Origin of the sequence: Aliamphritea spongicola, assembly GCF_017051665.1 — a bacterium.
GTDB classification, from domain to species: Bacteria; Pseudomonadota; Gammaproteobacteria; order Pseudomonadales; family Balneatricaceae; genus Amphritea; species Amphritea spongicola.
Genome location: NZ_JAFIDL010000001.1, coordinates 494,021 through 515,551, shown reverse-complemented (window position 1 = coordinate 515,551; position 21,531 = coordinate 494,021). Strand labels below are relative to the sequence as shown.

The following is a 21,531-nucleotide window of genomic DNA, read 5'->3' as shown; positions in this document are numbered from 1 at the left end:
TTATCCTTCCAAGCCCGAATCTATACCAGTGCCAGCCCGGCCCGTACCCGGGTTCCCATCCCCGGCTTACTGCGCACACTGAAGTCACCGCTGAGAATCTCGGTCCGTTCCCGCATATTCATCAGACCTATGCCACAGTCATCACTGCCCTGCGCAGAACAACTGAAGCCTTTGCCATCATCTTTTACTTCAACCCAGATCATGCTGTCTTTCTGCCACACCGTCAGCCATACCTGACGGGCATTCGCATGGCGCTCCACATTGGTCAGCGCCTCCTGGGTTACCCGGTACAGGGTAATCTCTATATCGTCCGTCAGCCGCTGAACCGGCAAGTCCAGGCTAACATCCACGGTAATACCGGTGCGCTCTGCAAAATCATCGGTCATACTGTGCAGCGCTGACTCCAGTCCCAGATCATCCAGCAGAATCGGCCGGAGATCGTGAGAGATCCGCCGCACTTCCTGAATCGCCTGATTCAGCACATCACTGCCCTTTTCCAGCTCCGCAAGTGCCCGCTGTTCCGGCTGCTCAAGCTTATCCCTTGCCAGCTCAATGCGAAACTTTACCGACACCATTAACTGATTGATGCCGTCATGCAGCTCACGGGCAAAGTTACGTCGCTGGCTCACCTGTGACTGCACATAGCTGTGAGCCACTTCCCGCAGCCGGGTATCCGCCAGCTGAGAAGCATGCACATTAATGCCAACCCCCAGCAGGGCAATAATCACCACCGTCCCCGCCAGAATAATCACCACAGTCACAAAGGTATTACGGATATTCGCCGTCACCTTATCCCGGGTAGCCGCCACTTCCTTGGCAATATCATCAATGTACAGACCGGTGCCCAGCATCCAGTTAACCTTAGGAATCTGTACCACATAACTGAGCTTGTCTTCCAGGCCGCCCTTGGAAGGCTTACGCCAGACGTAACGGTAAAAGCCGCCCCCTTCTTCCGCCAGCTTCAGCAAATCCCGGATCACAAAATTGCCGTAGGTATCCCGCAGGTCATACAGGTTCTGCCCCACCAGCTCAGGCTGTATCGGATGCACCAGGTTGCGGCCCTGCATGTCATACACAAAAAAGTAACCGTCATCCCCGTAGGTCAGGCTGTGAAGGATTGCCTTCACCCGGGCTTCAGAGAACTTATCAATGGTGTCGGCGTCCGCCAGAATATGGGAAATGGAGGTCATCGCCAGACCCACATAATGCTGCAGCTCCTGCCGCTTGGAGCGCAGCAGGTTTTCCTCAAAGGTCTGAATTTCCTGTTCCGATAACTTCTTCGCCTGGCTCAGGCTGATAACCGTAATCGCCGCTGTTACCAGTACCAGCGGGATAATGGAAAGCAACAGGATTTTAGTTTTTAAAGACTTGATCACACGTTTCATGGAACGCCTTACATTACCCTTATGGGCAGTTTCCGGTGACAAAACTGCATGTCATTAATGAGCTGCAGTATACCGTAAAATGAAAAAAGCCCGGTGCACTTTACGTACACCGGGCAAATGACAAACCATCAGGTCAGTCCGTAAAACTCAGGGAACAACAGTATGGATATCACCACTGCCACCTGCATCAGGATAAACGGCATCACCCCTTTATAAATATCAACCGTCCGCACCGACGGTGGCGACACCCCTTTAAGATAAAAGAGACTGAAGCCAAACGGCGGCGTCAGGAAGCTCGTCTGCAGGTTCATGGCGATCAGTATCGCGAACCAGACCGGCGCAATGCCCAGCGCATCCGCCACTGGCGCCAGAATCGGCACGATAATAAAGCTGATTTCCACAAAGTCGATAAAGAAGCCCAGAATTAGAATGGCAATCATCGACAGAATCAGGAAGCCTGTAGCACCGCCTGGCAAACCAGTCAGTATTTCCTCAACAATGTAATCACCACCGGTGTAGGTAAACGCCATTGAGAAAGCAGTCGCCCCCAGCAGGATGGCAAATACCATCGCCGTTACCTTCACGGTTTCCAGCGCAGAGTCGTACACCATCTTCCAGCTGAACTGACGGTACAGGGCCGCCAGCACAATGGCCCCCACGCCACCCAGTGCAGACGATTCTGTCGGCGTAGCAATGCCCGCAAAGATCGAACCCAGTACCACCAGAATCAGTGCCAGCGGCGGCACAATCGCCTTCAGCGCTTTACGGTACTGTTCACCCTTACTGGCCACATCTTCATCCAGCGGCAGTGCCGGCGCAGCTTCTGGCTTAACCCAGGTGTAGATCAGGATATACACCACGTATACGCCAATCAGAATCAGGCCCGGCCCTACGGCGGCCTTGAACAGATCCCCCACCGGAATTCCCAGCACGTCACCGAGAATAATCAGAATGATCGATGGCGGAATAATCTGCCCCAGGGTACCGGACGCACAAATAGTGCCGCAGGCCAGCGACTTATCGTATTTGTACTTCAGCATCACCGGCAGGGAAATAAGCCCCATCGCTACTACAGACGCCCCTACCACACCGGTAGAAGCCGCCAGTAACGCGCCAACCAGCACGGTTGAGATCGCCAGACCACCACGGACACCGCCAAACAGCTTACCCATGGACTCCAGCAACTGCTCCGCCAGGCGGGTCTTCTGCAGCACAATGCCCATGAAAATAAACAGCGGAACGGCCATCAGTACCGTATTTTCCATAATGCTCTGAATACGGAACGGCATGAAGGCGAACATTTCAGGTCCTTCAGCAAAGACCCCGAAAATCAGTGCGATCCCCCCAAAGGTGAACGCCACAGGGAAGCCCACTAACAGCATCAGCAGGGCGACAATAAACATGACTATACCAATCATAATAATGCTTCCTTAATGCTGCGGTGGCTGGTATTCGTCCGGCTGGCTGTTGCCCAGCAGAACGTTAAGTGATTTGAGAAACAGGCCAATGCCGCTGATCAGCATGGCAAAAAACGCAAACGGAATAACCGCTTTAATGACCCAGCGATAAGGCAAGCCACCCGGATCTCCGGAGGTCTCACCCAGCTCCCAGGCTTCATAGGCGAAACCGATGCCGTACCAGCCAACCAGTGCACAAAAAGGCACCAGCAGAATCAATGTGCCGAACATATCGATCAGTGCTTTGGTTGCCGGGCTGCGGCGCTCATAAATCAGATCAACCCGTACATGGCCACCGGCCTTCAGGGTATAAGGCACCGCCAGCAGGAATACAGCTGCATACAGATGCCACTCCAGCTCCTGCATACCAATGGAAACATCATTAAACAGATAGCGCATGACGACGTCGTAAAAGACGTTAAACAGCATGGCGACGAAGAGGACTGCAGATACCTTACCCAACAGGTCGGAAAACCCGTTGATGATCTGCTCAAGACGGACTAACAGCATAACTGCTCCTGACTTTCTGACAGCCTGCGGACCGGGTCCGCAGGCCAGTTGAGCTGAAAATGCTTATTGCGCAGCGGCGCTGTCCAGATAGGCCTTATCAGAAATATCAGTCCAGGCACGGGCTTTACCCATGTACTCAGCCTGAGAATCCAGAATCTTCTTCGCCAGCGGATCAGCAGCAGCTTTCTCAGCCAGCAGCTCATCGTTGGCGTTACGCATAGCCGTTACCACATCTTCCGGGAAAGACTTCACTTCGATGTTCGGGAATTCTTTCTTCATGTTTTCCCAGTTTTCTGCAGATGCATGGTAAGACTGGATGTACATATCGTAAGCCGCGGTACGCATAGCCGTTTTCAGAATCTGCTGCAGATCAGCAGGCAGACGCTCAAACTTCTTCTTGTTGATCAGGAACTGCAACTCAGTCGCAGGCTCATGCCAGCCGGTGTAGTAGTAAGGCGCGATCTTGTGGAAACCCATCCGTAAATCCAGAGACGGACCTACCCACTCCAGTGCATCGATGGTGCGGCGCTCCAGTGCGGTATACAGTTCACCGGCAGGAATGTTTGTCGGCTTGGCACCCAGCTTAGCCAGTACCTCACCAGCAAAGCCCGGAATACGCATCTTCAGGCCCTGCAGGTCTTCCAGAGAGTTAATCTCTTTCTGGAACCAGCCGCCCATCTGGTTACCGGTGTTACCGCCCGGGAAAGACATCAGGTTGTACTTACCGTACACCTCATCCATCAGCTCCTGACCGCCGCCATAGTAGAACCAGCCGTACTGTTCAGGTGCCGTCATACCGAAAGGCATGGTGGTGAAATACAGGGTGTTAGGTACCTTGCCCTTCCAGTAATAAGACGCCGAGTGGCCCATGTCATACTGACCGGAACGCACCATATCAAACACGCCGAAAGGTGCCTTGTGCTTGTTCTTGGAATCGATGGTGATCTTCAGACGGCCATCAGACATTTTCTCCGCCAGCGCTGCCATGTTCTTAGTGGCATCGCCGAAAATCGGAAAGTTAGTTGGCCAGGTTTCTGCCAGTTTCAGGCGATATACTTTATCCGCTGCCATTGCCGGGCTTGCCAGCACCGCTGCACAGGTCGCAACCAGTGCCAGCTTTTTAGCTGCTTTAATCTTCAGAGTTTTAAGGTTTAGCATTGTTATTATCATCCTCACAGCAAACCGGTCTCACCTGATTGCCGCTGATCATCAAAGAACAGCTGCATCTGCTTCTTACTGAAAACAGACGCAACCCCCATGACTCAAGTCTGACAAAGCCCGCACAAGCTAAATATTCGCAATACTTCGCAGCCAGCCAACTGAAACTACCCACGAACAACTACGTATACCCACTACGTAGTTTTCTGGTTTTCTGCGTAGTTCTACTTAGAGCGTATATTTACCTCCGCCCCGCCCGGGCAAAAATTTTTTTGTAACTTCTGTGAACTTTGTTCAAAAGCGTCACTCATATTATTCACAATTTAATTGCGCGCAATTAAATTAATGCGAAGTGAACCTGATCCACCCTACGAGCACTATTAAGCAGGTGCCACAAACCGGCACCTGACAGGAAGATCAAATGCAAAAGACATTTATGAAAGGCAGTATTATTTCAACCATGATTCTGGCAGCTGCAACCGTAGCCCCTATGGCTCAGGCCGATGAGGGCTGGTACGGCGAGATCAGTATTCTCAGCACCGATGTTGATGACACATCATTAAACAGCACCGGGCGTAATGTCACCGCGGAATTTGATAAAGACACCGCCTTCAGCATTGCTGGCGGCTACAGCTATGAAGCTAACAGCCTGGGGAATATCCGCATTGAAGCGGAATATCTGGCAACCGATAACGACACCGATAGCGTTAACTTCAATGGCAACAACTTCCCGGCCAATGGCCAGACGGTCGGCGGCAGCCTGGAAACCCGCGCCCTGTTCCTTAACGTCACCCAGGAATTTAACACCCCTTCTGACACCTTCACCCCCTATCTGGGTGTTGGTATCGGCTATGCGGATGTGGACAGCAGCATCAGCTATGGCCCGGTGGCTAACATTGATGACAGTGACAGCGCATTCGCCTACCAGATTCAGGCCGGGCTGGACGTGAAGTTCACAGAACAGCTGACCGGTTTTGCAGAATATCGCTATGTTGCAATCGATGACATCGACCTGGACCGTTTTGGTGGAGGTCCGGGGGGCATTCAGACCACCAGCCAGAATGGCGATCTTGATTTTGACGCTTTCAGTCTGGGCCTGCGTTACAGCTTCTGATCAGACTTTTAAGCAATTCAGCAAACGTCCCCAAAGCGGTCTGGCAGGAAGGCTTTAAGCCGGAAAGCCAGCACCGCTTTTTTTCGTTCAGGGCCGGATAAAGGCGATCAGGCCAGTGCCAGCGTCAGGCTCGCCACCACACACCAGAACACAACCCACAAAGGTGACAGACGCCAGATTACCAGCATTAAAAAGCCAACAATGCCAATTGCCAGATCCGCCGGCTCAGTCACAGCACTGATAAAAATAGGGTCGAACAGCGCGGCCCCCAGCAAGCCTACAACCACTGCATTCACACCGGCGATCCCGCGGGCAGCAGAAGCCCCCTGGGATACTTTCTGCCATAACGGCAGACAACCGGCCAGCAACAGAAAGCCCGGCAGGAAAATACTCAGCACCGCCAACAAGGCACCGCTGATGCCGCCCATGCCGTCAGGCAGCACACTCCCCAGATAGGCCGCAAATGAAAACATCGGGCCAGGCAATGCCTGCGCGGCACCGTAACCGGCGAGGAAATCCTCGGCACTGACCCAGCCCGGGGCAACCACCGCATCCTCCAGCATCGGCAGTACAACATGCCCGCCGCCAAATACCAGCGCGCCCGCCTGATAGAAGCCCTGCATGGCAGCAACAATCCCTTCACCACCGCTCATCAACGGTAAACCAACAAACAACAGGGCAAACACTGCCAGGCAGGCAATACCAAACCGGCTGCCATACGGCACCTGCAGAGCCGCTGCCGGCTCAGGCTTAACCTCGCGGCACAGCCAGATACCTGCAACTGCGCCCAGTAAAACCAGTAACAGCTGCACCCAGGCCGTACCGACTATCAGCACCACCGCGGCGGCCAGCAACGCCATACCCGCCCGGGTATTATCCGGACACAGCTGACGTGACATCCCAAGCACGCCCTGCGCAACCACCGCCAGCGCGACAATCTTCAGCCCGTGAATTACCGCCGCACCTGTCTCGCCGGAAAAATACGGCAAACAGAGGGCGAATAACATCATCAGCACCACAGAGGGTGCAGTAAAGGCCAGGAAAGCCGCAAAGGCACCGCGCCAACCGGCCCGCATTAACCCCAGGCTAAAGCCCATCTGACTGCTCGCCGGCCCCGGCAAAAACTGACAAATCGCCAGCAACTGAGCAAACTGGCTGTCCGACAACCAGCGCTGCTTCTCAACCAACTCGGTACGAAAATAGCCGATATGGGCTACCGGCCCACCAAAAGACGTAAAACCCAGTTTCAGAAAGGTCAGGAATACCTGCCAAGCTGAGCCTGAAGACTTGCCTGCAGCGTCCGTACCGGACATGGAATGGGGAGATTGCATACTAAAACCTGTAAAACTTTAACCTGAAAGAATACCTGTAGAGCGAATACCTTCAACGCTCAGAAAAATACTGTAAAAACAGCTACCAACAAAAGCGGCAATACTACGGGGGAAAGATGACAGAGACATGTCAGCAAACTGTTTATTGCTGTCATTTTGCCGCCATCAGCCGTGCCGGCGGCAATCATACCGATGAAAATGTGAAAAAAATGTCTGCTAGCGACTGACAATTTCCCTGACCACCTCAACCTCCAGCCGCTTGGCCAGCCGTACCAGATTCGCCCGGTCCGTTTTCAGCTCCCGGGCGGCAGCCGCCCAGTTACCGTCATTCGCCTGTAAAGCTGTGACAATGAGCTGCTTCTGGAACGCTTCCGTCGCCGCTTTCAGCCCGGCACCGGTATCCGGCAGCCTGACCGTTGAATCATCGCGGACAGAATCGTCTTCGGCCAGTTCCGCCGCAAGCTCTGTAACAGGCTCTGTCACGGCCGGCACCAGCAGACCCAGATGTTCAGCCCGCACCTGAACAATGGTCGCCGAAGTGCCTGCTCGGGCCGTCAGCGCCGCCCGGCTGATCACATGCTCAAGCTCCCGGACATTCCCCGGCCAGCTGTAGGCATCCAGCCTCTGCACAGCATCTTCCGCCAGTAACAGCTGACGCATCCCCAGCTTGCGCCGGGTTGCCTCACAGAAATAGCCGGCCAGCAACGCCACATCCCCCTGCCGGTCGCGCAACGGCGGCACCTTCACCGGGTAGACGTTCAGCCGGTGATACAGATCCGCCCGGAAGCGCTGTTCAGCCACCTCTTCCTCCAGCACCCGGTTCGTCGCGGCCAGCACCCGAACATCCACATGGGCAACACTGTCCTGCCCCACTGGCTGAATCTCCTGACTTTGCAACGCCCGCAACAACTTGCTCTGGGCTGCCAGCGGCAACTCGCCGATTTCATCAAGAAACAGCGTGCCGCCGTCCGCCAGACTGAATTTACCCACCCGGTTACGGTCCGCGCCGGTAAACGCCCCTTTTACGTGACCAAACAATTCACTTTCGACCAGGTTTTCCGGAATGGCCGCGCAGTTCACATACACCAGCGGCCCCTGACTTCGATTAGACCGGCTGTGCAGGGTGCGGGCAATCAGCTCTTTACCCACCCCGGTTTCACCTTCAATGAGGATGGCATAATCTGATGGGGCCACCAGTGAAATCTCCCGCTGCAGCTTTTGCATCACAGGGCTGTCACCGATCAGCTCGCCGCCATCTTTATTCAGCGCTTCCTGAGTCAGCTCTGCCACCACACTCTCCACATGCTGGGAATGATGCTCCAGCCGCTCAAGCAATACCGCCGTCTTAAGTGTGGCGGCGGACATCGCCGCGATCAATTCAAGCGAGCGGCCGGGGATATCGTCAAAAGCCCCCGGCAGCATACTGTCCATGGTCAGTACGCCGATGATCCGGTCATCCGCCAGCAGCGGCAGCCCCATGCACGCATGTATCGGCAGGTCACCCTCATGCTCAGGCAGCATACCGTCGTAAGGATCAGGCAAATCACAGTCAGCAGAGAATCTCACCGGCACAGTAGAACTGTAGATGGTATCCAGCCGGGGATGTTCTGCCAGCACAAAGCGCCGCCCCAGAATCTCCCGGTGTAACCCTTTCTGCGCCAGTGGTTTAAGTACCCCACCCTGTAACCGGAGCAGCACTACCGCGTCGCACTGAATATGGCTGCGCACGGTATTCAGCAAGCGCTCAAAACGGTCGCTGGCGGTGACACTGTTCGCCATATCAACGGCCAGCTGTAACAACGCACTGTGTGATAGCGGACTCATAAAAACCCTCAATTCAGAGATCAGAATCACTGCCGTCTTAACCATTTTCTGAGGCAGTTTTAATACGTAGTGAAGTATAAACGGATATAAATCAAAAACACACCAACAAGTCAAAAAGACTCTTTTATTTGGAAGTCAAATTGACACCTCTAAATATAATTAACACTAATAAACACACATAAGATACTGATTTTAAATAATCTCCAAATACTGGCACGAATACTGTAATTACTCAGACATAAAGCATCGGCACAGGTGTAAAACAGTCTATGCAATGTAAGCCAGTGTTTCTGACACGGCTGAATAGGGAAGTAACTATTATGTCAAAACACACTACAAAACCGTTCGAAGCCCCTTCCTCTGCCATACCGGCAGCTGCACTTGCAGGCCTGGAATTACAGCGCGCCAACACACTGATCAGCGCCGGTAACAGTTTGCTTTTCTGCTCGGTCTTTATGTTGTTAGCCACCATTTTCATTGCCTATATTATTCCTGAAAAGGTGACATTACAGATCCAGATTCTCAGCCACATCGGCATGCTGATTTTCGCCACCGGCCTGAAGTTCGGCTACATCCTGCGACTGACTGGCCAGCACCGGATCCGCAAGATTCATATGCATACAGAAGCAACCGCAAACCAGCGTAAAAAAGAAAACCAATACGGCCTGTGCAACGCATAACGCGCCAGCAGAGCCGACCTATAACAAGCAATACCTAAGAAGGAAATTCTATGCTATCCCAGCAACACATCGACACCGTTAAAAGCACTATCCCCCTGCTGGAGAGTGTTGGCAGTCAGATTACCGATCATTTTTATGTACGGATGTTTACGCATAACCCAGAGCTGAAAGACATCTTTAACATGAGCCACCAGCACAGCGGTGGTCAGTCAGTGGCGCTGTTCAACGCACTGGCCGCCTATGCCACCCATATTGATAATCTGCCGGTATTAACGGCCGCTGTCGAACGCATTGCCCAGAAACATACCAGCTTCAATATTCGGCCGGAGCACTATGACATTGTCGGCCACCACCTGATCGAAACCCTGCGTGAACTGGCTGCGGATGCCTTCACACCGGAAATCGAAGAAGCCTGGGTCGCCGCCTATGGCCTGCTGGCCTCTGTATTCATTGGCCGTGAAAGCGAACTGTACACTGAGCGTGCAGCAGCAGACGGCGGCTGGAGCGGCCCCCGCCGTTTCCGCCTGATCGAAAAACGCATTGAATCAGAACTGGTTAAAAGCCTGGTATTTGAACCGGTCGATGGCCAGCCGGTCATCGGTTATCAGCCAGGACAGTACCTGGGCGTGAAAGTAAAACCGACCACCAGCGAGCATATTGAAATCCGCCAGTACTCCCTGTCAGACACCCCCAACGGTGAAACCTACCGGATCTCCGTCAAACGTGAAGCCATGGGGGTACCCGGTCAGGTGTCTAACTACCTGCACGACGGCCTGCGGCTGAATCAGGAAGTGGAACTGCTGGCACCGGCCGGTGACTTCCTGTTTACCGACCGTCAGCGCCCGGTCGTAGCGATTTCAGCCGGTGTCGGCCTGACACCCATGATCAGCATTCTGGAGACCCTGGCCAAACAGGGCTACAGCCAGCCGATTCATTACCTGCACGCCTGTGAAAACGTTGAGCAACACTCTTTCCGTAAACGGGTAAACCAGCTTGCAGAGGTACTGCCGCTGACCGCGCACACCTGGTACAACCAGGATCACAGCGACGCAGCAAACACCCATCACGGCCTGATGGACCTGAGCCTGATCAAAGAAGAGTTGCCGCTAAACGATGGCGACTTCTACCTGTGTGGTCCAACGCCTTTCATGCGCTTTATCAAGCAGCAGTTGCTCAACCTGGGCGCTGCTGAAGACCAGATCCACTACGAAGTATTCGGCCCCCATCAGGACTTCTGATAACCGCTGAATCACAAAACGCCGCAGCCAGTGCTGCGGCGTTTTCCATTCCCCTAAAGATGAACCACCTCCTAAACCACAATGATATGGTCAAAAGCAAAACCGCCGATCACCGCCATACTGAAAATCACCGCCAGAAACGCGGCCAGTAATGGCCAGTAAAATAACCGCCGCAACAAAATAACTTCCGGCAGGCTGGCACCGCCACTGCCAATCACCAGTGCGATAATCGCCCCCATGCTCACACCTTTGGCCAGAAAAGAGCCCACCAGTGGCATGATCGCTGTGACCCGCATATACAGCGGAATGCCAATCAGTGCCGCCACCGGCACCGCTGCCGGGTTATCTGCACTGGCCACTTCTGCAAAGAAGTCCGCCGGTACAAAGCCGTGTACAAACGCACCAATCAGCATGGCGATGACCATATACGGAAACATGCTCTTAAACAGGCTCCAACTGTCTGCCCATGCCTTCTGCCAGACAGATACCGGTGCCGGCGTACTGCAGCCGCCACCGTCAGATGAACAGCTGCTGCCGGATGACTTGGAACCACAGCCAGACGGTTGTGATTCCAGCATCTCAGCCTTAATAAAGCGATCAAAACGGAAAAGCTGTAGCAGATACCCAGCCAGCAGCGATGCTGTCAGCGCCAGCCCCGCGTACCAGAGGGTAACTTTCAGCCCGAGTACCGGAATGAACAACGCAATCACAATCGGGTTGAGCAACGGTGAGGTAAAGAGAAAGGTCATTGTCGGCCCAAATCCCGCCCGGGCTTTCAACAACCCAACCAGCATAGGGATGGTCGAGCAGCTGCAAAACGGCGTCACCGCCCCCAGCCCCGCCGCTGTGAGGTAGCCCCTGCCACTGCGGGCGCCTAGTAACCGCTGTATTTTTTCTGCAGGCAGTTTCTGATTAATCAGCCCTACTACAAAGCTGATCGCCAGAAACAGAACAGTCAGCTCAGTAAACAACTGCAGAAACATCAGGCTGCTTTCTGCAAGCATTGCCTGCATGTCTGGTGTCAGAAAGCGATCGGCAGACATATCAGTATCCTCTACTTTAATTTTACAATTCAATAAATATCAAAATATATAGCTAAAAAAATGCAGCCGGCGATGGCTGCGTTATGTCGCGCTTAACAGTCTGCTAACGGCAATGGCTTACTCAGATACATTCAGGGTACAGCACTCTGACTCCAGGAATCCGGTCAGCTCCCGCAGCGCATCCATCTGTGGCACACAGTACAACGTGCGCCCTTCCCGTCGCTGGGTCAGTAGCCCTACGCCTTTGAGCCGGTTGATGTGATGAGACAGAGTCGGCCCGGCGACATCCAGATGCTTCTGAATATCCCCAACCGGCAAACCATCACGGCCAGCTCTTACCAACAATCTGAATACCGCCAGACGGGTGGTATGGCCTAATTCCGCAAGCCGCTGTGCGGCCAGTTCATGTTCCATTGTCATTCCATACGCGTTGTATTGCTGAGCTGAACCGACTTCTGTGAGCCAGCAACCAACCACAGCAACTGTTCAGCTGTGGCAAGAATAGTTCAGCAGAAACCATATTTCAATATTTATTGAAATATAATATTAGTAATTTTTAATTTTAAAGCCAGACAAGCCCCGTATAGGGCTCCTTCTCCAGCGCTTCCAGACGTGAGCGAAGATTACCACAGTGGATCTCAAGTTTATGCCCGTCCGGGTCAAGCACATACAGGGAATCCCCTTCACTCTGATTGGTTTTCCAGCAGGTCACACCGGCATTCTGTAAACACTGTGTAATCCGGGGAAAGTCTGCTTCACTGGCATCAAAGGCAATATGGCTATAATCCTGCCTTACATCAGGCTCATCCAGTGACAGGCACAGCCACAGTTCCCCCACGGAAAGATACGCGCCCCGGTCCCACTTCACATGGCCGGTAAAACCCAGCAGATCAACATAGAAAGCCAGGGATACATCCACATCCCTGACCGCCAGCGTTATATGGTTCAACCCTTTTAACATGCTGCCTCCTGATCCGTCTGCTATTCAGTCTGCTATTTATTCAGTCTCCGCCGCCACCATCACCGCCAGAATCGCTGTAATCTGTACGGCTGGCTTCAATACTGCCACCTGTATCGTGCCTATTATCTCTTCTACGGTCAGCGCTGCTACTCTCACGGGCGGTATAGCGTACCGGCTTCTCAGAGCCAGGCCTTAACAGCAAATGTCTGAGCAATAAAAACACCAGCAGTGCAATAATAGCGGCGATTAAGTAATCCATTTGAGACTCCCTGAACATCTGTTCAGTTGCTTCCGTTCATCCAGACCTGAAACTCTGGTTCCTGCCAAAAGCATACCCGCAAACTTTGTGCTGACAAGTATGTATTTTTACTTCAGTATTGTCGGTTTCTCAATTGGCCCCACGGATGAACCAAGTGTCAGATTCACGTAATACCGCTTTATCGTCTCCTTACCTGCTGCTGACACTGGCCCCGCTGTTCTGGGGCGGTAATGCGGTGGTAGGTAAACTGGCCGCTACTGAGTGGAACGCCATTGAATTTACTTTCCTGCGTTGGGTATTTGCGGTCGCCCTGATCGGCTTTATTGCCCGTAGCCATCTGAAAAAAGACTGGCCAGTCATCCGGGAGAACTGGTGGAAACTGTGCCTGATGGGCGGTTTCGGCTTTGTCGGCTTTAACCTTTGTTTGTATGGTGCCCTGCACTACACCAGTGCCATTAATGTCTCCATCGAGCAGGCAGCGATTCCGGTCTTCATCATGGTGCTGAACCGTATTTTATTCAGCCAGCAGGTATTTGGCCTGCAGATTCTCGGCGTGGTAATTGCCACCATCGGTGTTGTGATCACCGTCACCCAGGGCAACCCGGCCATCTTGCTCAATGAGGGCCTGAACCGGGGTGATGCCATCATGATCATCGCCATCGTCTTTTACTCTGTGTACAGCGTCAGCCTGCGCTGGCGGCCACAAATTCACGACCTGAGCTTTATATTCTCTCTTGCGGTAGTCTCGCTGGCTGTGCTGATGCCACTGATTGCCTGGAATACCCAGAGCCGGGGCTTACCGGAAATCACCGCAGATAACTTTCTGCTGATTATTTATGTGGCTATTTTCCCGTCCTTCCTGGCGCAGCTGTTTTATGCCAAAGGGGTGGCGCGCATTGGCGCTAACCGGGGTGGGATTTTCATTAATCTGGTGCCGATCTTCGGTGCTCTGATGGCAGTGGTAGTGCTGGGTGAAGCCTTTAAGATCTATCACATGATAGGACTGGTCATGGTGCTGGCCGGGATCGGCCTGGCAGAATGGGTCGTGCGTCAGCACAATAAAAAACAGGAGCTCAGCTAAGAGCTGGGCCCCCTGTTATTATTTGCCGGGATCAAGCCGCGACCGGCTTTTCCCTGAAGAAATAAAACTGCATGATCACCGCCGCTTTGGTCAGCGCACTCACGGTGCCGGTCATGATCAGCGGCCAGCCATCAGCAAAACCGATTACCAGGCCAAAGGCGATATTAGACACATCTTTCAGCGCAAAAATCACATTCATCGACAGTGACAATGCACCGACAGACTGTTCCTGCCGGATCTTACGGATCTGCTGAATCCCGCCCTGCAGCATAATCAGCGTCGCACCCACCGCCAGGAAGATAGAGGCCGAACGGCCGATAAACAGCATATCCTCTCGGACACCGATACACAGCACAGCAACCGCCATTAACAGCACACCGGATAAAAACGGCAAACGCTGTGAGAGCGGTTTACGGTCGCGGAAGATCTCAAACAGCACCACCAGGGTCATGGACGCCGCCAGTAAGCGGGTCACAAACAGATAGTAATCAATCTCCTGCAGCATGATGGAATACAGGAAGAACGCATAGAAAGCGATAAAGCTTGAAAAGAAACTGTTCACCGACAGAGAACGGGTCGCGTAACCCGCTTCCCCTGCCTGAACCTCTTTTTTACGGCTGTTAATACGGCGGTACTGTTTAACCAACCCGAACAGACAACCAAGAAACATCAGCGAACTGAGCATGCCGACGGCATTGTATAAAAAATCGTGAGTGATCATTGTTAACCTTAAGCAGATACGGCCGGGCCGTGAAGGCGCGGGAGTATAGCAAAAGGTGAATCCCAACGCTTACTGAATACGACAAAACAGCTTAATAATTGCGCAAATTCCCAGCGAATTCTGTTTCGGCCACTCAGGCGTTAAGCATGGGTAACAATAAGCTCAGGGTAATGGGTAAGGTCACGAAGGCAATCAGGGTCTGAACGGTAATGATCGACGCCATCGCGGGGGCATTTCCGCCAAGCTGCCGGGCCAGTACATACGCTGAGGGTGCTGTAGGAACCGCCATAAAAATCACCACGATGATCACCGTCAGCCCTTCAAGGCCCAGCCACTGGCCAATCAGCAACGCCGCCACCGGTTTAAACAGAAACTGCATCACCGAGGTAAAAGCGATCATTTCAATGCTGCTACCAATGTTGCCCAGCCGTAACGCCGCCCCCACCGCCAGCAACGCCATGGGCAGTGCGGTTTTACCCAGCATCAGCAACAGATTGTCCAGCGAGGTTGTCAGACCGATACCGGTGAGGTTCAGGGTCAGACCAATCAGGCAACCGATAATCAGCGGATTAGTAATTAACTGATACGGCAACTGCAGCCAGTTCCCCTGACGACGGTTCGCCACCGAGAAAACAGACACACTAAGAATGTTCACGGATATGACGATTACCACTGTTGCCAGCGCACCGACCATCAGCCCCTGAGCGCCAAACAGGTTATCCGCCAGTGCCAGCGCCACAAAACTGTTAAACCGGACTCCCCCCTGAAACACCGAAGTGAAAGACGGCATATCCACCGGCCGGATCAGGCTCTGCCACAACACGATCACCGCGCTACACAGCAACAGCGCCATCACCAGGGTGGCAAACACTTCAAACCAGGCCAGATCCTGCAGGGATTTATTCGCCAGTGACACCACCAGCAACGAAGGCGCGAACAGATAGTAAGTCAGCTTTTCAATGCCCGCCCAGACACTTTCACCCACATTAAAATGGTGGCGGGCCAAAAAACCGATGAACACGGTCAGAGTAACGGGAATAAGGGCTTCGATGGCAAGAGGCATGGCAGGCTCCGACTAAACACATAGCAGAAGAAGTAATTTCCGCCTAGCTTACGCCTGCTTAACAAATAATAAAAATTATACTTTTTAGCTTAATTGTTAAAATTATTTTATGAATTAACTCAAACGTCTGAGCTTTCAATAAAGGCTTCGGTGAATTCATCGATCAACACTTGAATCAGCCCCTGCCGGGCATGATCACGGCGCTGATAAATGCCGATATTCCGATAGATGACCGGATCACCGAAAGGCACCAGCCGGAATTCACTGCTCAGTTGCTCACTGCGGTATTTACCCAGCGCCATCACCGTGACACCGAGATTCTGCTTAACCATGTTCAGCGCCCCCTGCAACGAATCCAGCTCCATCATTTCGTTGGTCTGAACTTGGCGGCGGCGCAACTCATTGTCGATCATGCTGCCCGCCCAGGCTCTCGGATCGAGCCGGACAAACGGATACTGACTCAGGATCTCACTGTCTGACAGCGCGGGCACATCTTTATGGCCAACCACGTAAAACGGCTCCGACTCCAGCGTCTGCCAGCAAAACTCCGGACGTATTGCCTGTTGCGGCTCGGTGATGAGCACGGCATCCAGTTCGCCGTTTTCCACCCGGGCTGCCAGATCAATAGACATGCCCCGCAGAATCTTAATTTTCAGATGGGGAAAGCGCTCCCGCAGCCGCGCCAGGACCAAACCCAGCCCGCCGGTCTGGATACTGAATACCGCCCCCAGTAACAGCTCGCCCCGGTACTGGCTTTCACTGCCAATGCCCTCGCCTAACTGATCGTACAGCCCGAGGATTTTTTCCGCCCGTTCCAGCACCTTGCGACCGTCAGGATTCAGCACCTGATTACGGCCAATACGATCAAACAGCCGCGCCCCCAGTTCGTCTTCCAACTGGCGAACCTGAATACTGACCGCCGCCTGGGTCAGGCCCAGCTTCTCTCCGGCAGCGGCAAAACTGCCCTGCTGGGCGATGGCTGTCAGTGTGCGCAGTGTTTTCAGTGACATGTTTTACCTGCCTGTTAGTCTTTAGCCGGCCCGTCTATCCGGGGAGACCAGTCTTCCACTTCGGCTTTTTCCAGACGTTTTTTCAGCAGCTTCTCCCACGACTCAACCAGTGGCAGCTGCAGCGCTTCCCGTAACTGTGGAGCATCGAGCACACCGTCATAGATCAGCCCCATAAACCGGGCCAATGACCATTGTGGCCACGGCCGCGAAACCAGCACGATATCATCACCCGCCTGCAAGGTGCCCGGCTCCAGTACCCGGAAATACCAGCCGGTACGCCGTGTATCCTGCACCTGCTTCGCCATGGTTTTGCAGTCAAACCTGTCATTCAGTTTCCAGCACGGCTGACGCCCCTGAGACACTTCGAACAGTACCGAGCCGATTCTGTACTGATCTCCCATACACACGGTTTCTTCCGTCAGGCCACGGCTACTGAGGTTTTCACCAAAGGCACCTGCCTCTTCTAGCACCGCACGATATCCAAGCGCTTCCTGCCAATCGCTGTAATGCTCCCGCGGGTAAATATGCACCGCTTTGTGAGGCCCACCATGCACCCGTAAATCTGCCTGTTCATCGCCAGCAAGCCCAAGCTCCATCACTTCAACCGCACCGGTCACCGGGATTTTGTGAATGGCGCTGGATTTGCCCGGCCGGCTGTAAGGGGCAGCCTTACCGGTTAATACGACTTCAACTTTCCCTGGTACTGTATGGTTCATAACTGACTTCCTTCTACATACGAATATCTGGCAGTGAATGGCCAGAGGCTTATCCTATTACTTCGCATCGCGAATCGCTATCGCCTGTATCTTAACTTTTGCCCGGAAAGGCAGGCTTTTGGCTCACGGGCAGTCTGCGATAAATCATCGCAAAACATCGCAAAACAACTCTCCAGCAGTAGCCAGCCTCTGTGGAAGCAAACAAAATAAACGGCATCTTTAATAGATATTTCGGAACTTCTCAGCCATCAGTCCCAGTTTTCTCATGACATTGGCATCTTTTGCCTGAGCATGGGCGTCCGGTGACAGGATAGCCATCAGTAAAAAGCAATCGTCATGTAAAGCGCCCGGGCAATACACCAGATGTTTGTCACTGGTTCGGTAGAACTGGATGGTATGTACGGCCCACTGACAGGATTTATCCAACAGGTGTATATGCTGAACCTGTTCGGCTTGAATCAGCGGTGGTGTATGCGGATGGTCGTATGCTGCGTCTCTGCCAAACGTATCAGGCAGCTCGCCAGTCATTTTATAGCGTCTGAAGTCATTGGTTAACGCGTTTTGCTCTTGTTCCGTGAGCTGTGCCTGAAGCACTCTTCCTTTGAATATACGCATTATTCAGTGAATTCACCCAATTCATCATCTGAGACAGTTTCCAATACTTCCCTGCCTGTCGCTGCAATCGCTTCAAGCCGGGCAGCGCTTGGACGAAAGCTGGCTCTGAACTCTGCCGGTACCTGTTGTGCCTCAACCGCTTTAATCAGCATTTCAAATGTTTCAGCACTGACCATGTAACCGGCAGTCTTATTGTTCGACAACACCGCTACTGGCTGCTCAGTGAAATATTTAGAAGGATTCTTACGCACTTCAGTAATACTGACAGTTTGCTCAGCGTAGATTGCCTGAGTACTCATTTGCTTTCTCCGTAAATCCCGCGCACATAATTTTATGCACAGTAATGTACATAATTATGTACTCATAAACGGAATACTACAAACTGTCGTTAATCATCAGGTGACCACAAAACGCCCAAATATATCAGCGAGACAACCAGACAGCGCAGGGTCAGCTTAAAACAATAGAGAGTTAAGTTGTTTAGAAGAACCGCCACGGCTTCCGGGATCAGTCTGATCCCCCTAACCACACCTGATTTTAATTACTAAACGGCTCTTAGTTACTAAAAGGTAAGGCCAATCCAATCCCCGCGAACATGCCGCCGCAGCAGCGGTTGAAGATCTTGCCGGAACGCTCCAGCACTGGCCGCAGCTGGAACGCTGCCCGGGCAAGGGTGAACTCTATAATTACTTCAATCATGCCGATGGTCAGGGCCATCACCACAAACTGGGTGAGCAGTGAGCGTTCAGGGTCGATGAACTGCGGAAAGAACGCCGCAAAAAACAGAATAACCTTAGGATTAGAAACCGACGTCGTGAACCCAGCACGGAACAGCGCCAGATTACTCCGCCGCTTTGGTTCTGCAGGCTGATTCATGGACATCACCGGGCTGCGCCACACCTGAATGCCCAGATAGATCAGGTAAGCAGCCCCAAGCCACTTCATAATCAGCAGAATACTGCCGCTGGTTTGCAACAACGCACCGATACCCAGCAGAGACAGTGCCACAATCAGCATGAACCCCGTACAGCTGCCGGCAATAGTCAGGCAGGTACGGCGGTGCCCGTAAAGTGCGCCATGGGTCAGCGCCAGCAGGCTGTTCGGGCCGGGGGTCAGGGTAAGGCCGGCAACCGCCAGTAAATAGATCAGCCAGGTATCAAGTGCCATCAGAAAATCTCCGAAAATCAGACAGCCAATGTACGTCAGGAATTAGGGAAAATAAACCTTTTATCCGGCAGGCCTGAATGCCCGCATCCATGCGGTTAGATGTTGCAGTAATTTATGCGGGCCGGCTGAGAGATGCCGTCCCAGACGGGTAATCATGTGGGCTTCGCCGCTGGCCAGCAGACTGTGATCCACCGGGATGGCCACCAACTGCTGATCAGCAATCTCCGCCGCAACCACAAACTCCGGCAACAGGGTAATGCCCATATCAGCCCGGACAAAATGCTTAAGCACAGCGATGGAATTACTCGTCATTACCGGTGTAAAGCGGAACTGCTCCCGGAACTCCACCATAGCCAGTAACTGACGAACACCGAAATGACTTTCCGGTAACGCCACCGGATATTCCAGCAACTGCGCCAGACTAACAGCCCCCTGCCCGGCCAGAGCCACCAGTTCATGTTCGGGATGCACGATGACACAGGTAGGCTGACGACTGATCGCCTGGGAACGGATACCGGGATGATTACCCGGCTGGAACAGCAACCCGATATGGGCTTCGTCACTTTCCACCATGCGCACTACCTCATTACTGCCGGCAGTGGTGATGCCCACGGTAATCTGCGGATAATGGCGATGAAACTCCGGCAACGGGCCAGCCATTAAGTCACCGACAAAGCCTTCGCCAACCGCTAACTGAATATGCCCCCGCTGCAACCCCTTAAGGGCCTGCAGCTTGGCCACACAGTCTTCTTCATTGGCCAGGCTTTCACGGTAGTAACGTAACACCAGCTCACCGGCTTCCGTCACGGTAACGCCTTTACGGTGCCGTTCGATGAGGGTCATAGCCAGTTCGTCTTCAAGTAAGGCGATTTGCCGGCTCACCGCCGAGGGTGCGACATTCAGCTTATCTGCCGCCGCCCTGACTGTGCCCAGGGTAACCGCCTCATAGAGATAGGCTACCCGTTTTTCGTTAATCGCCTTCATGCTGAATGACTACCCGGCTAACCCGGTTCAGGCCAGCTGAGCCCGGGCCAGCTCAACCCAGTAGTTCGCACCCCGTGGCAGGATGTCATCGTTAAAGTCGTAATACGGGTTATGCAGGCCCTTACCGCCTTCACTGGAGCCGTTACCTACCCAGACATACGCGCCCGGGCGTTCCTGCAGCATAAAGGCAAAATCCTCAGCCCCCATACTCGGGTCCGGGGTCAGGTTTACTTTCTCTTCCCCTACCAACCCTTTAGCAACGTTTGCACAGATATCCGCATGCTCCGGATCATTCACCGTACTCGGATACACCCGGCGGTAATCCAGCGCACCTGTAGCACCGTAGGCCTGACAGATACTTTCCACCAGGCGGCGCATGCGGGATTCAATCAGATCCTGAGTCTCTTTAGAAAATGCCCGGCAGGTACCGGAAAGGGTCGCGCTGTCCGGCACCACGTTATAAGCTTCACCACCTTTCATCCGGGTGATACTGATTACCCCGGACTGCAGCGGGTTCATGGTCCGGCTGACCACGCTCTGCAGGCTGGTAATCAGCTGACCGGCAATCGCCACCGGGTCTACCCCAAGATGCGGCATACCGCCGTGGCAGCCCTTACCGGTAATGGTGATATCGAATACATCCATAGAGGCCATCACCGGCCCGGAATGTACGGCAAACTCGCCGCTTTCCAGCCCCGGCCAGTTATGCATGCCATAAACGGCCTTCACCGGGAAACGTTCAAACAGCCCCTGCTCACACATGGCCCGGGCACCGGCTTCGCCTTCTTCGGCGGGCTGGAAAATAAACACCACGGTACCGGCAAAATCCCGGTGTTCCGCCAGGTGCTTTGCCGCCCCCAGCAGCATGCAGGTATGGCCATCATGGCCGCAGCCGTGCATCTTGCCCGGATTCACCGAACAGTGATCAAAGGTATTCAGCTCCTGCAGATTCAGGGCATCCATATCCGCTCGCAGGGCAATGGCATCTTCCCCCGGCAGATTGCCTTTAAGGGTGGCCACCACACCGGTAGTTGCAATGCCGGTATGCACTTCCAGTCCAAACTCCGTTAACAGGCTGGCCACAATTTTCGCGGTACGGTGTTCTTCAAACGCAGTTTCCGGATGGCGGTGTAAATCCCGCCGCCAGTCACGCATTTGCTGATGTAATTGGCCTTCCTGTTCAATCAGTGACATCTGTCTTCTCCTGTGGGCTG

General features: G+C 53.4%; 23 protein-coding genes. 4 read left to right on the top strand and 19 right to left on the bottom strand.

The window, feature by feature from the left end; all coding sequences use genetic code 11:
• Window positions 1-20: 20 nt before the first annotated feature.
• The 4 genes from JYB63_RS02415 to JYB63_RS02400 form a co-directional block, all read right to left on the bottom strand.
• Window positions 21-1,385: a cache domain-containing protein gene (locus JYB63_RS02415; protein ID WP_205656211.1), complete on the bottom strand. Its 1,365-nt coding sequence runs from the start codon at window positions 1,383-1,385 to the stop codon at window positions 21-23.
• 128 nt (window positions 1,386-1,513) lie between these two features.
• A complete protein-coding gene (locus JYB63_RS02410) occupies window positions 1,514-2,803 on the bottom strand; it encodes a TRAP transporter large permease (RefSeq protein ID WP_205656210.1) in 1,290 nt (429 codons plus the stop codon).
• Window positions 2,804-2,815: 12 nt separating this feature from the next.
• Complete coding sequence (locus JYB63_RS02405) at window positions 2,816-3,352, bottom strand: TRAP transporter small permease subunit (protein ID WP_205656209.1); 537 nt, start codon at window positions 3,350-3,352, stop codon at window positions 2,816-2,818.
• A gap of 63 nt (window positions 3,353-3,415) precedes the next feature.
• Window positions 3,416-4,510, bottom strand: coding sequence for a TRAP transporter substrate-binding protein (locus tag JYB63_RS02400; RefSeq protein WP_243431788.1), 1,095 nt, complete (start codon window positions 4,508-4,510; stop codon window positions 3,416-3,418).
• 421 nt (window positions 4,511-4,931) lie between these two features.
• On the opposite strand from JYB63_RS02400, the gene JYB63_RS02395 reads away from it, so the two are divergent.
• A complete protein-coding gene (locus JYB63_RS02395; protein ID WP_205656208.1) occupies window positions 4,932-5,624 on the top strand; it encodes an outer membrane protein in 693 nt (230 codons plus the stop codon).
• Window positions 5,625-5,731: 107 nt separating this feature from the next.
• On the opposite strand, the gene chrA is transcribed toward JYB63_RS02395, so the two are convergent.
• Both chrA and norR read right to left on the bottom strand, forming a co-directional pair.
• The gene (gene chrA / locus JYB63_RS02390) at window positions 5,732-6,955 is read right to left on the bottom strand and encodes a chromate efflux transporter (RefSeq protein ID WP_243431787.1); all 1,224 of its coding nucleotides are present in this window, start codon (window positions 6,953-6,955) and stop codon (window positions 5,732-5,734) included.
• A gap of 216 nt (window positions 6,956-7,171) precedes the next feature.
• On the bottom strand, window positions 7,172-8,779 hold the full coding sequence (gene norR / locus JYB63_RS02385) for a nitric oxide reductase transcriptional regulator NorR (RefSeq protein WP_205656207.1): 1,608 nt from the start codon (window positions 8,777-8,779) through the stop codon (window positions 7,172-7,174).
• Window positions 8,780-9,099: 320 nt separating this feature from the next.
• Between norR and JYB63_RS02380 the strand changes: the two genes are divergently transcribed.
• Window positions 9,100-9,459, top strand: coding sequence for a hypothetical protein (locus JYB63_RS02380; RefSeq protein ID WP_205656206.1), 360 nt, complete (start codon window positions 9,100-9,102; stop codon window positions 9,457-9,459).
• Between the two features lie 50 nt (window positions 9,460-9,509).
• On the top strand, window positions 9,510-10,697 hold the full coding sequence (hmpA, locus tag JYB63_RS02375; RefSeq protein ID WP_205656205.1) for an NO-inducible flavohemoprotein: 1,188 nt from the start codon (window positions 9,510-9,512) through the stop codon (window positions 10,695-10,697).
• A gap of 71 nt (window positions 10,698-10,768) precedes the next feature.
• Here the strand turns inward: hmpA and JYB63_RS02370 are convergent, their stop codons facing one another.
• The 4 genes from JYB63_RS02370 to JYB63_RS02355 all read right to left on the bottom strand — a co-directional run bounded on the left by JYB63_RS02370 (window position 10,769) and on the right by JYB63_RS02355 (window position 12,960).
• Window positions 10,769-11,740, bottom strand: a complete 972-nt coding sequence (locus JYB63_RS02370) for a permease (protein ID WP_243431786.1) — start codon at window positions 11,738-11,740, stop codon at window positions 10,769-10,771.
• 117 nt (window positions 11,741-11,857) lie between these two features.
• A complete protein-coding gene (locus JYB63_RS02365; RefSeq protein ID WP_205656204.1) occupies window positions 11,858-12,154 on the bottom strand; it encodes an ArsR/SmtB family transcription factor in 297 nt (98 codons plus the stop codon).
• Window positions 12,155-12,302: 148 nt separating this feature from the next.
• Window positions 12,303-12,701 (bottom strand): fosfomycin resistance glutathione transferase, encoded by a 399-nt coding sequence (fos, locus tag JYB63_RS02360; protein WP_205656203.1) that lies wholly within the window; start codon window positions 12,699-12,701, stop codon window positions 12,303-12,305.
• Between the two features lie 40 nt (window positions 12,702-12,741).
• Window positions 12,742-12,960 (bottom strand): hypothetical protein, encoded by a 219-nt coding sequence (locus JYB63_RS02355; protein ID WP_205656202.1) that lies wholly within the window; start codon window positions 12,958-12,960, stop codon window positions 12,742-12,744.
• 154 nt (window positions 12,961-13,114) lie between these two features.
• Here JYB63_RS02355 and JYB63_RS02350 point away from each other — a divergent pair, with 154 nt between their 5' ends.
• Window positions 13,115-14,041, top strand: a complete 927-nt coding sequence (locus JYB63_RS02350; RefSeq protein ID WP_205656201.1) for an EamA family transporter — start codon at window positions 13,115-13,117, stop codon at window positions 14,039-14,041.
• Window positions 14,042-14,072: 31 nt separating this feature from the next.
• On the opposite strand, the gene JYB63_RS02345 is transcribed toward JYB63_RS02350, so the two are convergent.
• The 9 genes from JYB63_RS02345 to JYB63_RS02305 form a co-directional block, all read right to left on the bottom strand.
• Window positions 14,073-14,762 (bottom strand): hypothetical protein, encoded by a 690-nt coding sequence (locus JYB63_RS02345; RefSeq protein ID WP_205656200.1) that lies wholly within the window; start codon window positions 14,760-14,762, stop codon window positions 14,073-14,075.
• Window positions 14,763-14,895: 133 nt separating this feature from the next.
• Window positions 14,896-15,825: an AEC family transporter gene (locus JYB63_RS02340; RefSeq protein ID WP_205656199.1), complete on the bottom strand. Its 930-nt coding sequence runs from the start codon at window positions 15,823-15,825 to the stop codon at window positions 14,896-14,898.
• Between the two features lie 119 nt (window positions 15,826-15,944).
• Complete coding sequence (locus JYB63_RS02335; RefSeq protein WP_205656198.1) at window positions 15,945-16,835, bottom strand: LysR family transcriptional regulator; 891 nt, start codon at window positions 16,833-16,835, stop codon at window positions 15,945-15,947.
• A 14-nt stretch (window positions 16,836-16,849) separates the two neighbouring features.
• On the bottom strand, window positions 16,850-17,551 hold the full coding sequence (locus JYB63_RS02330) for an MOSC domain-containing protein (protein WP_205656197.1): 702 nt from the start codon (window positions 17,549-17,551) through the stop codon (window positions 16,850-16,852).
• A gap of 219 nt (window positions 17,552-17,770) precedes the next feature.
• On the bottom strand, window positions 17,771-18,166 hold the full coding sequence (locus JYB63_RS02325) for a type II toxin-antitoxin system YafO family toxin (RefSeq protein WP_205656196.1): 396 nt from the start codon (window positions 18,164-18,166) through the stop codon (window positions 17,771-17,773).
• Window positions 18,166-18,465 carry a type I toxin-antitoxin system antitoxin YafN gene (gene yafN / locus JYB63_RS02320; RefSeq protein WP_205656195.1) on the bottom strand — a complete coding sequence of 100 codons (300 nt, stop codon included), beginning with the start codon at window positions 18,463-18,465 and terminating at the stop codon, window positions 18,166-18,168. The genes JYB63_RS02325 and yafN overlap by 1 nt, the downstream gene beginning before the upstream one ends.
• A 256-nt stretch (window positions 18,466-18,721) precedes the next feature.
• Window positions 18,722-19,333: a LysE family translocator gene (locus tag JYB63_RS02315; RefSeq protein ID WP_205656194.1), complete on the bottom strand. Its 612-nt coding sequence runs from the start codon at window positions 19,331-19,333 to the stop codon at window positions 18,722-18,724.
• 60 nt (window positions 19,334-19,393) lie between these two features.
• Window positions 19,394-20,317, bottom strand: a complete 924-nt coding sequence (locus tag JYB63_RS02310) for a LysR family transcriptional regulator (RefSeq protein ID WP_205656193.1) — start codon at window positions 20,315-20,317, stop codon at window positions 19,394-19,396.
• 27 nt (window positions 20,318-20,344) lie between these two features.
• Window positions 20,345-21,511 carry a M20 aminoacylase family protein gene (locus JYB63_RS02305; protein WP_205656192.1) on the bottom strand — a complete coding sequence of 389 codons (1,167 nt, stop codon included), beginning with the start codon at window positions 21,509-21,511 and terminating at the stop codon, window positions 20,345-20,347.
• Window positions 21,512-21,531 lie beyond the last annotated feature (20 nt).